This is a genomic window from Pseudomonas sp. GW821-FHT05D12 (genome assembly GCF_059419825.1).
The window spans coordinates 86,970-100,599 of record NZ_JBWKSN010000007.1 but is presented as its reverse complement, the minus strand read 5'-3'; the positions used below and the strand labels follow the sequence as shown (position 1 = coordinate 100,599).

Below are 13,630 nucleotides of genomic sequence, written 5' to 3'. Positions count from 1 at the left end.
CCGGGCTTGCCCGCGATGGCGGTGTTTCAGGCGCCGATCAATTGCAGCTATACCGCCATCGCAGGCAAGCCAGCTCCCCCATTCGAGCTTCATTTGTTCTGGAGTTTGAGCGAACGCTCGAAGCCACCGAGCCAGTGAATCAACCCGGCCAACAGGCCCAGCACCACCCCGAACTCCACAATCCCCATCCACCCAAACTGTGCCATCTACCACCCACTCACCGTCGCCCCAATCGCCCCACCCACAAACGTCGCGGTCATGTACAAACTATTGATCCGCCCCTGCGCCTTCGGGTCTACCGCAAACGCCCGCGTCTGATTCGCCACCAACCCCGCCTGCACGCCGATGTCCAGCACGATCACGCCCACCACCAGCAACATCAGCGACGTCTGCGCCCCGGCCAGTAACAGGTATGCCAAGGTCACAATGCCCACGCTGGCGCCGATCACCTTGCGACAGCCGACCTTGTCCGCCGCCCGACCACCGTACGAGGCGGCGAATGCGCCCATCGCGCCGATAATCCCGAAACCACCGGCCCAGGCACTGCCCAGCTGCCACGGCCCATTGGCCAGCAACCCCGCCAGATTCACCCAAAACGCGTTGAAGCACGCCCACAACAACGCCTGCACCATCATCGATTGCCGGATTGGGCTGTTATCGCGCATCAGCGGCCAGAGCGAAGCCAGCAGGCGCGGGTAGGAAAGATTGCTGCTCGGCACGCCCGGCGGCAGCAGCTTGGCCGCGATAAACCACACCGGGATCATGAATGCCGCCTCAAGCGCATACACCGCGCGCCAGCCATAGGCCTCGCCGACCACGCCGCTGATCGTGCGCCCGAGCAAAATCCCCAGCATGATCCCGCTGACCACCGTGCCCACGTTGCGCCCGCGCTCATGCGGCGGCGACATCACCGCCGCGAACGGCACCAGTTGCTGCGGCACGCAACACACCATTCCCAGGCCAAACGAGGCACCGATCAGCGCCCAGATACTCGGCGCAAAGGCCGCCGCCAAGGCAAGACAAAACGCCAGTGCGATTTGCCCCAGCACCAACTTGCGCCGATCGAAGCGGTCGCCCATCGGCAGCAACAGGGCCAGCCCGGTGGCAAACCCCAGCAAGGCCGCGCCCGCCACCAGGTTGACCGTCGACACGGGGACGCGCATGTCCGAGGCAATCAACGGCAGCACCGGCTGCGTGCAATAAATATTGGTGACCACCGCCCCGGCGATCACCGCCATCATGATGATCTTGCCTCGCGGCGGGGAACTCTCGGACGTTATCGGCAGGCTGCTCACGGCACTTTCCTTTTGTTGCAGGGGGTTGAGTGAGCAACCTTACGCAGTCGCATTTATGTCGATAATCCCCTAGGATCGGGAATCATCCTTCCAAAATTTGATAGGGCGTCATGAACCGTCTTGAGTCGATGTCGGTGTTTGTTGCAGTGGTCGACGCGGGCAGCCTGTCGGCGGCCGCACGCAAGTTGGACATGCCGCTGGCGTCGGTCAGCCGCAAAGTCGCGGAACTCGAAGCCCACTTGAAGTCCCGGCTGCTGCACCGCACCACGCGGCAGTTGTCGCTGACGGACGTGGGCGCGTCTTATCTGGCCGCGTGCCGGCGAATTCTTGAGGACATTGGTGAAGCGGAGCGGGCGGCGACCGGTGAATATGCGGAGCCCAAGGGCGAGTTGGTGGTGACCGCGCCCATCGTGTTCGGGCGCCTGCATATCGTGCCGGTGGTGGCGGAGTTTCTCGCGCAGTACCCCGAAATCAGCATCAACCTGATGCTCACCGACCGCGTGGTGCACTTGATGGAAGAACAGTGCGACGTGGCCGTGCGCATTGGTGACCTGCCGGACAGTTCGCTCAAGGCCGTGCAAGTCGGCACGGTGCGGCGGGTGGTGTGTGCCAGTCCCGAATACCTGCAAACCCATGGCCTGCCGGCCACGCCGCAGGCGCTGGCAGACCATAACTGCATTACTTTCGAAGTGCTGGCCTCGGTGGGCGCCTGGGTGTTTGGTGCGGGTAAGGCGCAACAGAGCGTGCCGGTGCGTTCGCGGCTGTCGGTGAACACCGCGGAAGCGGCAATCACGGCGGCGACACTGGATGTTGGTGTGATTCGGGTGCTGTCGTATCAAGTGGCGGATGCAGTGCAAAAGGGTGATTTGCAGGTGGTGCTGCAGCCGTTCGAATCGGCCGCGTTGCCCATCAACCTGGTGCATAAAGGCCAGGCGCCATTGCCGCTGAAAGTGCGCGCATTCCTGGATTTCGTCACCCCGCGACTGCGCGCGCGTGACGCCAATATTCCCTGATGCACTCGGAGCAAATGTGGGAGCAGGCTTGCCTGCGATAGCAGTGTGTCAGGCATAAATCTGCCAACTGACCCACCGCCATCGCAGGCAAGCCAGCTCCCACATAGATCGCCTCAGCCATCAGGCCACGGGGCACTCCCGATTCAGCGCTTGATCTACCAACAACTGCGCAATCGCAACCCTCTGCACCCCATCCGCGACCAAGCAGAAGGGGGACGAGCTATACGCAGGTTGGTCGACCAGGGAATGGAAACCCGGCAGGGCCTGAGCCCTCCCACGCACAGCTCGCCATGACGCGAACACAATAATGCCGCTTGCGCGGCACTGTGCGCCATTCCAACCCAGGCGACCAAGCCTGATCGCTGAGTTGAGCAGCGACTGCGAGAGGCTAACGGTGCGTTATAGCAACCCACACGGGTTGTAGGACAGTTCCTAGAAGAAGCGGACAGTTTGTGGCGAGCAGGCTTGCCCTGCGTTGGGCTGCGAAGCGGCCCTTAAACCTGACGACGCGTTCTGCCTGAATAAACGCGGTGGTCTTATTGGGGCTGCAGAGCAGCCCAGCGCAGGGCAAGCCTGCTCGCCACAATAAGACCACGCAGGGTCGCATCCAACCTTTCACAAAACCTTCATCCAACCGACCCCCTGTAGTCATGTGCAAGTCATAGGGCTGACACAGCCCAGGCCTACTGTCGTTTGAACTCAACCGCAGCCATCCATTGGCTGTTCAAACAAGACAGAGAAGCCCATGACTCACGCTATCCATGTCGATCACTTGAACAAGACCTTTGCGAAGAAATCCGCATTGGTCGACCTCGAACTCACCATTGCCGCCGGTGAGATGGTCGCGCTGATTGGCGCTTCCGGTTCCGGCAAGTCCACCTTGTTGCGCCACCTGGCGGGCCTGGCCTGTTGCGACAAGAGCAACGGCGGCAGCATCAAGGTGCTGGGCCGGGAGGTGCAGGCCAGTGGACGGTTGAACGGCAAGGTACGGCGGTTGCGCGCGGACATCGGCTACATCTTCCAGCAGTTCAACCTGGTCAATCGCCTGAGCGTGCTCGACAACGTGCTGCTCGGTTGCCTGGGCCGCATGCCGCGCTGGCGCGGCAACCTCGGGTTGTTCAATGCCGAGGAGAAGGCCTTTGCGCTCGAGTCCCTGGCTCGTGTGGGCCTGGCCGACCTGGCTGCGCAACGCGCGTCCACCTTGTCCGGCGGCCAGCAGCAGCGCGTGGCGATTGCCCGGGCATTGACCCAGCGTGCCGAGGTGATTCTTGCCGATGAACCGATCGCCTCGCTCGATCCGGAGTCGGCGCGCAAGGTCATGGAGATCCTCGCCGACATCAACCGCCGCGACGGCAAGACCGTCGTCGTGACCCTGCATCAAGTCGATTACGCCATGCGTTATTGCCCCCGCGCCGTGGCGCTCAAAGGCGGGCGCATTCACTTCGACGGGCAGGGCAGCGCGATGAGCAGCCAGTTCCTGAATGATTTGTACGGTGCCGACGTCGACACCAGCCTGATGTTTTCCGACCAGACCCGCCGCACCGAGGTGACCCCTCGGCTGGCCCTGGCGCGCGCTTGAAACCCTACTCACGACCCACAGGAATCCCGTCCATGTTGAACCGTATCGGCCACGTGTTTCTGTCTGCCGCGTTATTGGCGAGTGCCGCGATGGGCCATGCCTACGCGGCGGACAAAGCCATCAACTTCGGCATCATGTCCACCGAGTCTTCGCAGAACCTCAAGAGCATCTGGCAGCCCTTCCTGGATGACATGCACAAGAAGACCGGCCTGACCATCAACGCCACCTTCGCCTCCGACTACGCCGGCCTGATCCAGGGCATGCGGTTCAACAAGGTCGACGTGGCCTGGCTCGGCAACAAGGCCGCGATGGAAGCGGTAGACCGCTCCAACGGCGAGATCTTCGCCCAGACCGCCGCCGCGAACGGCGCCGCCGGTTACTGGAGCGTGCTGATCGTGCGCAAGGACAGCCCGATCAACAACGTCGACGATATGCTCAAGAACGCCAAGAACCTGACCTTCGGCAACGGTGATCCGAACTCGACCTCGGGCTACCTGGTGCCGGGCTACTACGTGTTCGCCAAGAACCACGTCGATGCCGCCACCGCCTTCAAGCGCACGCTGAACTCCAGCCATGAAGTCAACGCGCTGAGCGTGGCCAAGGGGCAGTTGGACGTCGCCACCTTCAACACCGAAAGCTGGGACCGTCTGGAAGTCACCCAACCGGACAAGGCCGCGATGCTCAAGGTGATCTGGAAGTCGCCGCTGATCCCGGCCGACCCGATGGTGTGGAGCAAGGCGCTGAGCGACAGCGAGAAGACCAAGATCCGCGATTTCTTCGCCCACTACGGCGACACCGATGAAGAGAAGGCCGTGCTGAAAAACATGCAGCTGGGCAAGTTCCTCGCCTCCAACGACGACCAACTGTTGCCGATCCGCCAGCTGGAACTGTTCAAGCAGCGCACCACGATCAGCGCTGACGACCACCTCGAAGCCGCTGACAAGGCCAAGAAGCTGGCGGACATCGACGCCGACCTGGCCAAGTTGCAGCAGCGCATCAGCGAGCTGGACAAGAAAACCGCAGCCAACGGCTAACCCCCTGTAGGAACCGGGCTCTAGGTGGGAGCGGGCTTGCTCGCGAATACGGTGTGTCATTCAACGCATCCGGCGACTGATTCTCAGCATTCGCGAGCAAGCCCGCTCCCACATTAAGCCAGTTCCAACCTTATACCGAGAGTGACCCATGACGACTTTGCACGCTGAAGCGGTTGGCAAAAGGACCTGGCCGCAATACCTCGGCTGGGGCCTGTTCCTGGTCCTGCTGGCCTGGGCCTGGCACGGCGCGGAAATGAACCCGCTGGCGCTGTACCGCGACTCCGGAAACATGGCGACCTTCGCCGCGGACTTCTTCCCGCCGGATTTCCACGAATGGCGCTCCTACCTCAAGGAGATGATCGTCACCGTGCAAATCGCCCTCTGGGGCACGGTGTTGGCCATCGTCTGCTCAGTGCCGCTGGGCATCCTGTGTGCCGACAACATCACCCCCTGGTGGGTCCACCAGCCGCTGCGCCGGGTCATGGATGCCTTCCGCTCGATCAATGAAATGGTGTTCGCGATGTTGTTCGTGGTTGCCGTCGGCCTCGGTCCCTTCGCCGGTGTCCTGGCGCTGTGGATCAGCACCACCGGCGTACTCGCCAAGCTGTTTGCCGAAGCCGTCGAGGCCATCGACCCGGGCCCGGTGGAAGGCGTGCGGGCCACGGGCGCGAGTGCCTTGCAGGAAGTCATCTACGGCGTGATCCCGCAGGTCATGCCGCTGTGGGTGAGCTACGCGTTGTACCGCTTCGAAGCCAACGTGCGGTCGGCCACGGTGGTAGGCATGGTCGGTGCCGGCGGGATCGGCGTGATCCTCTGGGAAAACATCCGCGCCTTCCAGTTCGTACAAACCTGCGCGGTGCTGCTGGTGATCATCGTGGTGGTGAGCTTGATCGACGTGCTGTCCCAACGCCTGCGCAAGCAGTTCATCTGACCTTGGAGGGGTGCCCGCGCGGCGCTTTTTTTAAGCATGCAGTTGTCTAGACAAGAAGAACCGGTGTACCGCGAACTCGCGGATATCCTGCGCCGTGAACTGAGCAGCTACCAAGCCGGCGACTTCCTCCCCGGCGAGGTGCACATGGCCGAACGCTTCGGCGTCAACCGTCACACCCTGCGCCGCGCCATCGATGAGCTGGTGTTCGAGGGCAGTCTGTTGCGCCGCCAGGGCAAGGGCACCCAGGTGCTCGACCGGCCGCTGATCTACTCGATGGGCGCCGAGACCTCCTACAGCCAATCCTTGTCGGCCCAGGGTGTCGGTGTCGAGGCGGTGCTGCTCAAGCGCCGCTACTGCTACGCCAGCCGCGAGGAAGCCGGGCACCTGGGCATTGCCGAAATGGCGCCGATGATCGAGCTGCAAACCCTGCGCAAACTCGACCACCAGCCCGTCAGCCTGATCCGCCATCGCTACTGCGCCAGCCGCGCGCCGTTGCTGGCCGACTACACCGGCGGCTCGTTGCGCCAGTACCTGCGTGAGCGTGACCTGCCGCTGACGCGCACCCAAAGCCTGATCGGTGCGCGCTTGCCCAACCGTGATGAAGCCGCGCTGCTGCTGATGCCCCGGCATTTGCCGGCCCTCACCGTGTTTACCCTTTCCTGCGATCGCGACGGCCGCCCAGTGGAGCTGGCGCAGTCCACCAGCCGTTCGGATCGCTTCCAGTACCAAGTGGTGACTTGATGGAGACCACGATGAACCTGTCCCCGCGTCAACACTGGATTGGCGTGCTTGCCCGCGCCCAACTCAGTGAACTGCAACCGCATGAAGCCGCGTTGAAAGACGTGGAATACCAGACCATTCGCGCTCCGGAAATCGGCATGACCCTGGTGCGCGGCCGCATGGGCGGTAATGGCGCGCCGTTCAATCTCGGCGAAATGAGCGTGACCCGCTGCGTGGTGCGCTTGGCTGATGGACGCACCGGCTACAGCTACCTGGCCGGGCGCGACAAGGTCCACGCCGAACTGGCCGCCCTGGCCGACGCCCACCTGCAAGGCGCTCATCCGAGCATTTGGCTCAGCGACCTGATCACCGCGCTGGCCAGTGCCCAGGCACAACGCCGCGCGCAAAAAGAAGCCGACACGGCGGCCACCAAGGTCGAGTTTTTCACCCTGGTGCGAGGAGAAAACTGATGAGTGCTCACCTGTTGCAACCGGCGTTTGTCGACCCGGTCCTGGATGCCCAGCGCGGCTTTCGTGCCGCCCTCAAGGCCCTGGCCGAACCGGGTTTGATCCAGCACCTGCCTTCGGCCCCGCGCCTTGACGGGCTGGCGCCCGCCACCTACGCCTTGTGCCTGGCGCTGCTGGATGTGGACACGCCGCTATGGCTGGCGCCGAGCTTCGACACGCCGCTGATTCGCGCCAACCTGGCTTTCCACTGCGGTTGCCCGCTCACGGATAAGCGCGAGGACGCCGTGTTTGCACTGCTGGGCGAGCAGGACCTGCTCGACCTCGGCGGCTTCGACCACGGCAATGACCGCTATCCCGATCAGTCCTGCACTTTGCTGGTGCAGCTCACCGACCTGGAAGCCGGTCGCGGCCTGCTCTGGCGCGGCCCGGGTATCCAGGCCCAGCGCCGGGTGCACGTGCCGGTGCCACAAGCTTTCTGGCACGAGCGTCAGCGCCGCGACGCCTTCCCCCGTGGCCTGGACGTGCTGTTCGCCGCCGGCCATCACCTGATCGGCCTGCCGCGCAGCAGCCGCATCGCAGAGGAGCACGCCTGATGTACGTAGCCGTCAAAGGTGGCGAACAGGCCATCGACAATGCCCACCGCCTGCTGGCAAAAAAACGCCGGGGCGATACCGCGATTCCTGAACTCAGTGTCGAGCAGATTCGCCAGCAACTGCCCCTGGCCGTGGCCCGCGTAATGACCGAGGGCTCGCTGTTCGACGCCGAACTCGCCGCGCTCGCGATCAAGCAAGCGGCGGGGGATCTGGTGGAGGCGATCTTCCTGTTGCGCGCCTTCCGCACCACGCTGCCGCGCTTCAGCCCGAGCCTGCCGATCGACACCGCGCAAATGTCCTTGAGCCGGCGCTTGTCCGCCACGTTCAAGGACGTGCCCGGCGGCCAACTGCTCGGCCCGACTTTCGACTACACCCATCGGCTGCTGGATTTTGCGCTGCTGGCCGAAGGCGAATATCCGGGGCCGCAGACCACGCCCGAGGCGACGCTGGAAGCCTGCCCACGCGTGCTCGGTTTGCTCGCCAAGGAAGGCCTGATCAAGCACGAAACCGACGACAACGCGCGTGTCGCCGACATTACCCGCGACCCGCTGGAGTACCCCGCCAGCCGCGCCGAGCGCCTGCAGGCCCTGGCCCGTGGCGATGAAGGGTTTCTGCTGGCGCTGGGGTATTCGACCCAGCGCGGCTACGGCCGTAACCACCCGTTTGCCGGCGAGATTCGCATCGGTGACGTGGAGGTGTGGATCGACCCCGAAGAGCTGGGTTTCCCGATCTGCCTGGGCAGCATCGAAGTGACCGAGTGCGAGATGGTCAACCAGTTCGTTGGCTCGGCCACCGAGCTTGCGCAGTTCACGCGCGGTTATGGCCTGGCGTTCGGGCATGCCGAGCGCAAGGCCATGGGCATGGCGCTGGTCGACCGCTCACTGCGCGCCGGGGAATACAACGAAGAGATCGTCTCGCCGGCCCAGCGCGAGGAGTTTGTGCTGGCGCATTGCGACAACGTCGAGGCGGCGGGCTTTGTTTCGCACCTCAAATTACCGCACTACGTGGACTTCCAGTCCGAACTGGAACTGATCCGCAAACTGCGCCAACCGGCCGAGGGCACCCGCCATGAATGACCTGACGCAAGTGCCGGTACGCGACCCGGCCTACAACTTCGCCTACCTCGACGAGCAGACCAAGCGCATGATCCGCCGCGCCTTGCTCAAGGCCGTGGCGATCCCCGGTTACCAGGTGCCGTTCGGTGGTCGCGAGATGCCGTTGCCGTATGGCTGGGGCACCGGCGGCATGCAACTGACCGCCGCGATCCTCGGCGCCGATGACGTGCTCAAGGTCATCGACCAGGGCGCCGACGACACCACCAACGCCGTCTCGATTCGCCGCTTCTTCGCGCGCACCGCGGGCGTCGCTACTACCGAGGCGACCCCTGAAGCGACGGTGATCCAGACCCGCCACCGCATCCCGGAGACCCCGCTGCAGGCCGGCCAGGTCATGGTTTACCAGGTGCCGATCCCAGAACCGCTGCGCTTTATCGAACCGTCGGAAACCGAGACGCGCACCATGCACGCGCTGAATGATTACGGGGTGATGCACGTGAAGCTCTACGAAGACATCGCCACCTTTGGCCATATCGCCACCAGCTATGCGTACCCGGTGATGGTCGATGAGCGCTACGTGATGGACCCGTCGCCGATCCCCAAATTCGACAACCCCAAGCTCGACATGAGCCCGGCCTTGATGCTGTTCGGCGCCGGTCGCGAAAAGCGCCTGTACGCGGTGCCGCCCTACACCCAGGTCACCAGTCTGGACTTCGAGGATCACCCGTTCGAAGTGCAGCAGTGGGAGCACAACTGCGCCATCTGCGGCAGCCATGATTCGTTCCTCGATGAGCTGATTCTGGATGACGCCGGGACCCAGAGTTTCGTGTGTTCCGACACCTGGTATTGCGCCCAGCGGGTCAAGGAGAACAACCAGTGAGCCAGCCGTTATTGCAAGTCCGCGACCTGTCCCTGTTGTACGGCCCGGAGAAGGGTTGCCAGGGCGTCAGTTTTGACCTGTATCCCGGCGAAGTGCTGGGCATCGTCGGCGAGTCCGGTTCGGGCAAATCCACCTTGCTCTCGCTGCTGAGCGGGCGTTTGCCACCGCAGTCGGGGAGCATCGGCTATCGCAGCAAAGACGGCGAATGGCTTGACCTCTACAGCGCCAGCGAAGCCGAGCGCCGCACCTTGCTGCGCACCGAATGGGGCTTTGTCGAGCAGAACCCCCGCGACGGCCTGCGCATGGGCGTGTCGGCCGGCGCGAATATCGGCGAGCGCCTGATGGCCCAGGGCGTGCGCAACTATGCGCAACTGCGCGGTGCCGGCCTCGACTGGCTGAGCCAGGTGGAAATCGATCCGCAGCGTATCGATGACCTGCCGCGCACTTTCTCGGGCGGCATGCAGCAGCGCCTGCAAATCGCCCGCAACCTGGTTTCCAGCCCGCGCCTGGTGTTCATGGATGAGCCTACCGGCGGCCTGGATGTGTCGGTGCAAGCGCGGCTGCTCGATCTGCTGCGCGGCCTGGTGCGTGAGCTGGACCTGGCGGTGGTGATCGTTACCCACGACCTGGCCGTGGCCCGCCTGCTCGCTGATCGCCTGATGGTGATGCGTCGCTCGCGGGTGGTGGAAACCGGGTTGACCGACCAGATCCTCGACGATCCACAACACCCTTACTCTCAACTGCTGGTGTCTTCGGTACTGCAGCCATGACGAATGCCTTGATCGAGGTCCGTGACCTCTCGAAAACCTTCACCCTGCACCAGCAGCATGGGGTGGTGCTCAACGTGCTGCGCGGCGTGGGGTTCAGCGTGCAGGCAGGCGAATGCCTGGTACTGCATGGCCAGTCCGGCGCGGGTAAGAGCACCTTGCTGCGTACCCTGTATGGCAACTATCTGCCGGCGGGCGGCAGCATCCGCGTACGTCATGCGCAGGCGTGGCTGGAGCTGGTCGGCGCGGCGCCGCGCGACATTCTGCAGGTGCGCCAGCAGACCCTCGGTTACGTCAGCCAATTCCTGCGGGTGATCCCGCGCGTGGCGTGCCTGGATGTGGTCATGGAGCCGGCGCTGGCGCGTGGCTGGTCCAAGGCCGATGCGCAGTCGCGTGCCGAGCACTTGCTGGCGCGCCTGAACATCCCCCAGCGCCTGTGGCAACTGGCGCCCGGGACCTTCTCCGGTGGCGAGCAGCAGCGCGTCAACATCGCCCGTGGCTTCATGGTGGAGTGGCCGGTGATGCTGCTGGACGAACCCACCGCGTCGCTGGATGACAGCAACCGCCAAGTGGTGCTGGAACTGATCAACGAAGCCAAGGCCAGCGGTGCCGCGCTGATCGGCATCTTCCACGACCGCGCTGCCCGTGAAGCGGTTGCCGACCGCCATTTCGACATGACCCCCACGCCCGTTGCCGAAGAGGAATACGCACATGCCCGCTGAACAGATCCTCAGTAATGCCCAGGTGGTCACCGCTGATCGCATGTTCCTCGGCTGCGTGGTGCTGCGCGACGGCAAGATCGTCGACATCGCCGAAGGTCGCAGCCAGTTGCCCCAGGCCCAGGATCTGGGCGGGGATTGCCTGCTCCCCGGCCTGGTGGAATTGCACACCGACAACCTGGAAAAACACATGACCCCGCGCCCCGGCGTGGACTGGCCGTCGACCTCGGCGGTACTCAGCCACGATGCGCAAATTATCGCGGCGGGCATCACCACGGTGTTCGATGCGGTGTCCATCGGCGACGTGAACCCCAAGGGCAATCGCATGAAGAAGCTGCCGGCGATGCTCGACGCGATCGCTGCGGCAGAAGGCGCCGGCCTGACGCGCGCCGAGCATCACCTGCACCTGCGCTGCGAGTTGTGCCACCCCGACACCCTCAGCGTGTTCCGCGACCTGGTGGAAAACCCACTGGTGCGCCTGGTCTCGGTGATGGACCACTCGCCGGGCCAGCGCCAGTTCGTGCTCGAATCCAAGTACCGTGAGTACTACATGGGCAAGTACCACCTCAACGACGAAACCATGGACGCTTTTATCGTGCTGCAGATGGCCAACTCGCGGGAGTACAGCGACCGTTATCGCGCGGCCATCGTCGAGCATTGCCTGGGGCGCGGCCTGTCGGTGGCCAGCCATGACGACGCGACCCTGGCGCATGTGGAAGAGTCGGCGCGCTACGGCATGACCATCGCCGAATTCCCGACCACGCTGGAGGCGGCGAAGGGGTGTCAGGCACTCAACATGAAAGTCTTGATGGGCGCACCGAACGTGGTGCGCGGTGGGTCGCACTCGGGTAATGTGGCCGCCGCCGGCCTGGCTGCCGAGGGATTGCTGGATATACTTTCCAGTGATTACTACCCGGCCAGCCTGTTGCAGGCTGCGTTCGTGCTGGCCGACCAGCAGGACGGCGGCGACCTGTCGCGGGCGGTCAAGATGATCAGCCTGGCGCCGGCGCAAGCGGCCGGGCTGGCGGATCGCGGTGAAATTGCCATTGGCCTGCGCGCGGACCTGGTACAGGCCCGCAGCCGCGAAGGGCTTCCTGTAGTGCAACAAGTCTGGCGACAGGCGAAGAGGGTGTTTTGATGGTGGGCAGGTTGATCTATCTCATCGGGCCATCCGGTTCGGGCAAGGACAGCCTGCTGGATGCCGCACGCCCGCGCTTGGCCGAGCGCGGCTGCCGCATCGTGCGCCGCGTGATCACCCGCTCGGCGGAAGCGGTGGGTGAAGCGGCCCAGGGCGTGAGCCCGCAACAGTTCGCGGCGCTGCAGGCCGAGGGTGGGTTTGCCCTCAGTTGGCAGGCCAATGGGTTGTCTTACGGGATTCCCCGGGAAATCGACGACTGGCTGGCGGCGGGGCAGGACGTGCTGGTCAACGGCTCGCGTGCGCACCTGGCGCAGACCCGCGAGCGCTATCCGACCCTGTTGGTGCTGTTGCTGACGGTGGATCAAGCCGTGTTGCGCCAGCGCCTGATCGCGCGAGGACGCGAGTCCCTGGCGGATATCGAGGAGCGCCTGGCACGCAATGCACGCTTCACGGCGCAGTTGATCAGCGGCAACGGCGCGGGGTTGTTCGTGCTGGACAATTCCGGCCCGCTGGAACACACCGTCGAGCGCCTGCTGTGCTGCCTCGACCACGGGCACTCGGCATGCGCCTGACCCTGCTCGGCACCGGTGACGCGCGGCAAGTCCCGGTGTATGGCTGCGAGTGCGCGGCGTGCGCGATGGCGCGCAGCGATGCAAGCCTGCGCCGCCGACCGTGCAGCGCGCTGATCGAATGCGGCGACCAGCGCTGGCTGATCGACAGCGGCTTGCCCGACCTCACCGAACGTTTCCCGCCGCGCAGTTTCAGCGGGATTTTCCAGACCCACTATCACGCCGACCATGCGCAAGGCTTGCTGCACTTGCGCTGGGGCCAGGGGCTGGTGATACCGGTGCACGGCCCGGCGGATCCGGAAGGTTTGTCCGACCTCTACAAGCATCCCGGCATCCTCGATTTCAGCCAGCCGTTTGCCGCGTTCGAAACCCGGCAGTTCAGCGCGCTGAGCGTTACCGCGTTGCCGTTGCAACATTCCAGGCTGACCCTGGGTTACCTGCTCGAAGGCGAGGGGCGCCGCATCGCCTACCTTACCGACACCGTCGGCCTGCCACCTGACACGCTGGCCTGGTTGCAACGCGAGCCGCTGGATGTGCTGGTGCTGGATTGCTCCATGCCGCCGCAGCCGCAAGCTCCGCGCAATCACAATGACCTGACGCTGGCGTTGCAGAGTATTGCCGACACCGGTGCGCAGTTGGGGGTACTGACCCATGTGGGGCATACGCTGGATGCATGGCTGCTGGAACATCGGCGAAAGTTGCCACGGCATGTGACCGTGGGGTGGGATGGCCGGGTGCTTTAGCGCAGGCGCCTGTCAAGCGGCAAGGTCCTGGCCCACGGGAAAACCACCATGAAAAAGTTGAGCGAATGTATCCGCGTCAGGGCGGCTTTGAAGCAGTAAGCGCCGGTCAATTGTGTGGGTTTATATT

15 protein-coding genes are annotated in these 13,630 nt (G+C 64.1%); 14 read left to right on the top strand and 1 reads right to left on the bottom strand.

The window, feature by feature from the left end; all coding sequences use genetic code 11:
- Nucleotides 1-206 precede the first annotated feature (206 nt).
- Nucleotides 207-1,295, bottom strand: coding sequence for an MFS transporter (locus AC07SI_RS15025; protein WP_495005984.1), 1,089 nt, complete (start codon nt 1,293-1,295; stop codon nt 207-209).
- Between the two features lie 110 nt (nt 1,296-1,405).
- On the opposite strand from AC07SI_RS15025, the gene AC07SI_RS15020 reads away from it, so the two are divergent.
- The 14 genes from AC07SI_RS15020 to phnP all read left to right on the top strand — a co-directional run bounded on the left by AC07SI_RS15020 (nt 1,406) and on the right by phnP (nt 13,503).
- A complete protein-coding gene (locus AC07SI_RS15020) occupies nt 1,406-2,308 on the top strand; it encodes a LysR family transcriptional regulator (protein ID WP_495005983.1) in 903 nt (300 codons plus the stop codon).
- Between the two features lie 745 nt (nt 2,309-3,053).
- A complete protein-coding gene (phnC, locus tag AC07SI_RS15015; protein WP_495005982.1) occupies nt 3,054-3,887 on the top strand; it encodes a phosphonate ABC transporter ATP-binding protein in 834 nt (277 codons plus the stop codon).
- Between the two features lie 32 nt (nt 3,888-3,919).
- On the top strand, nt 3,920-4,921 hold the full coding sequence (phnD, locus tag AC07SI_RS15010; protein WP_282397895.1) for a phosphonate ABC transporter substrate-binding protein: 1,002 nt from the start codon (nt 3,920-3,922) through the stop codon (nt 4,919-4,921).
- A 148-nt stretch (nt 4,922-5,069) separates the two neighbouring features.
- On the top strand, nt 5,070-5,852 hold the full coding sequence (gene phnE / locus AC07SI_RS15005) for a phosphonate ABC transporter, permease protein PhnE (RefSeq protein ID WP_058427920.1): 783 nt from the start codon (nt 5,070-5,072) through the stop codon (nt 5,850-5,852).
- 36 nt (nt 5,853-5,888) lie between these two features.
- Entirely contained in the window at nt 5,889-6,593 is a 705-nt protein-coding gene (gene phnF, locus AC07SI_RS15000) for a phosphonate metabolism transcriptional regulator PhnF (RefSeq protein WP_162946071.1), read from the top strand.
- Between the two features lie 11 nt (nt 6,594-6,604).
- Nucleotides 6,605-7,042 carry a phosphonate C-P lyase system protein PhnG gene (phnG, locus tag AC07SI_RS14995; protein ID WP_106804714.1) on the top strand — a complete coding sequence of 146 codons (438 nt, stop codon included), beginning with the start codon at nt 6,605-6,607 and terminating at the stop codon, nt 7,040-7,042.
- Nucleotides 7,042-7,632, top strand: coding sequence for a phosphonate C-P lyase system protein PhnH (phnH, locus tag AC07SI_RS14990; RefSeq protein WP_213551012.1), 591 nt, complete (start codon nt 7,042-7,044; stop codon nt 7,630-7,632). The genes phnG and phnH overlap by 1 nt, the downstream gene beginning before the upstream one ends.
- Entirely contained in the window at nt 7,632-8,708 is a 1,077-nt protein-coding gene (locus AC07SI_RS14985) for a carbon-phosphorus lyase complex subunit (protein ID WP_495005981.1), read from the top strand. Before phnH ends, AC07SI_RS14985 begins: the two co-directional genes overlap by 1 nt.
- Nucleotides 8,701-9,567, top strand: a complete 867-nt coding sequence (locus tag AC07SI_RS14980) for an alpha-D-ribose 1-methylphosphonate 5-phosphate C-P-lyase PhnJ (RefSeq protein WP_495005980.1) — start codon at nt 8,701-8,703, stop codon at nt 9,565-9,567. Before AC07SI_RS14985 ends, AC07SI_RS14980 begins: the two co-directional genes overlap by 8 nt.
- Nucleotides 9,528-10,337 carry a phosphonate C-P lyase system protein PhnK gene (gene phnK / locus AC07SI_RS14975; RefSeq protein WP_495006072.1) on the top strand — a complete coding sequence of 270 codons (810 nt, stop codon included), beginning with the start codon at nt 9,528-9,530 and terminating at the stop codon, nt 10,335-10,337. The genes AC07SI_RS14980 and phnK overlap by 40 nt, the downstream gene beginning before the upstream one ends.
- The gene (gene phnL, locus AC07SI_RS14970; protein WP_106804710.1) at nt 10,334-11,056 is read left to right on the top strand and encodes a phosphonate C-P lyase system protein PhnL; all 723 of its coding nucleotides are present in this window, start codon (nt 10,334-10,336) and stop codon (nt 11,054-11,056) included. The genes phnK and phnL overlap by 4 nt, the downstream gene beginning before the upstream one ends.
- Nucleotides 11,046-12,191: an alpha-D-ribose 1-methylphosphonate 5-triphosphate diphosphatase gene (locus AC07SI_RS14965; protein ID WP_213551014.1), complete on the top strand. Its 1,146-nt coding sequence runs from the start codon at nt 11,046-11,048 to the stop codon at nt 12,189-12,191. Before phnL ends, AC07SI_RS14965 begins: the two co-directional genes overlap by 11 nt.
- Nucleotides 12,191-12,763 carry a phosphonate metabolism protein/1,5-bisphosphokinase (PRPP-forming) PhnN gene (phnN, locus tag AC07SI_RS14960; protein WP_495005979.1) on the top strand — a complete coding sequence of 191 codons (573 nt, stop codon included), beginning with the start codon at nt 12,191-12,193 and terminating at the stop codon, nt 12,761-12,763. The genes AC07SI_RS14965 and phnN overlap by 1 nt, the downstream gene beginning before the upstream one ends.
- Nucleotides 12,754-13,503, top strand: coding sequence for a phosphonate metabolism protein PhnP (phnP, locus tag AC07SI_RS14955; RefSeq protein ID WP_495005978.1), 750 nt, complete (start codon nt 12,754-12,756; stop codon nt 13,501-13,503). Before phnN ends, phnP begins: the two co-directional genes overlap by 10 nt.
- The last annotated feature ends 127 nt before the right edge of the window (nt 13,504-13,630 follow it).